This is a genomic window from Enterobacter sp. 301B (assembly GCF_003850715.1).
Classification (GTDB): domain Bacteria; phylum Pseudomonadota; class Gammaproteobacteria; order Enterobacterales; family Enterobacteriaceae; genus Enterobacter; species Enterobacter intestinihominis.
In genome coordinates this window covers 1-973 of sequence record NZ_PQTC01000071.1, presented here as the reverse complement: position 1 = coordinate 973, position 973 = coordinate 1, and the positions used below count along the sequence as shown (strand labels likewise).

The 973-nt window shown below is 47.4% G+C and carries 1 protein-coding gene and 2 pseudogenes; all 3 read right to left on the bottom strand.

What is annotated here, in order from left to right:
* A pseudogene (locus C3451_RS24145) lies at nt 1-444 on the bottom strand (IS1 family transposase); the annotation flags it as partial.
* Nucleotides 445-493: 49 nt separating this feature from the next.
* Nucleotides 494-610: pseudogene (locus C3451_RS24410) on the bottom strand (hypothetical protein); the annotation flags it as partial.
* Nucleotides 611-903: 293 nt separating this feature from the next.
* Nucleotides 904-973 (bottom strand): hypothetical protein (locus C3451_RS24725; RefSeq protein WP_002906209.1); only part of this gene is annotated, 70 nt, incomplete at its 5' end.

The following is a 973-nucleotide window of genomic DNA, read 5'->3' as shown; positions in this document are numbered from 1 at the left end:
CCAGTGTGGCCAGAGTGCGTTCACCGAAGACGTGCGCCACAACCGTCCTCCGTATCCTGTCATACGCGTAAAACAGCCAGCGCTGACGTGATTTAGCACCGACGTAGCCCCACTGTTCGTCCATTTCCGCGCAGACAATCACATCACTGCCCGGCTGTATGCGCGAGGTTACCGACTGCGGCCTGAGTTTTTTAAGTGACGTAAAATCGTGTTGAGGCCAACGCCCATAATGCGGGCGGTTGCCCGGCATCCAACGCCATTCATGGCCATATCAATGATTTTCTGGTGCGTACCGGGTTGAGAAGCGGTGTAAGTGAACTGCAGTTGCCATGTTTTACGGCAGTGAGAGCAGAGATAGCGCTGATGTCCGGCAGTGCTTTTGCCGTTACGCACCACCCCGTCAGTAGCTGAACAGGAGGGACAGCTGATAGAAACAGAAGCCACTGGAGCACCTCAAAAACACCATCATACACTAAATCAGTAAGTTGGCACCATTACCGCTTTCGACAAGGAAATTCGGCTCATCAACCATTTTTTGCAGCAAACTAATATTAAGCTGCAATAATCGCTCTGCTTCATTACACAGTAACGTGATATTGTTCTCGTGCATTATTATTCCTTACTAATGCATTTGCTGAGACTACCTGGATTGTTCTCTTATTAATACTATCGCATTTGAGTCTAACTGATAACATTCTGTTTTGGAAGATATGTTTAGACTGGCCCCATGAATCTCCAGACAGTTGGTATCACTTAAGGAAGGTGCGAATAAGCAGGTCATTTCTTCCCAAGCTGACTCGCTGATTAAAATTTCGCGGATCTGGGCCGATTTTTTTCCCGCAAACAATCGAATCAGCCTATTTAGGCTATTTTTTCCACCATTTCTGGCGTTATTTCCGGTTTTTACTGAGATCTCTCCCACTGACGTATCATTTGGTCCACCCGAAACAGGTTGGCCAGGGTGAATAACATC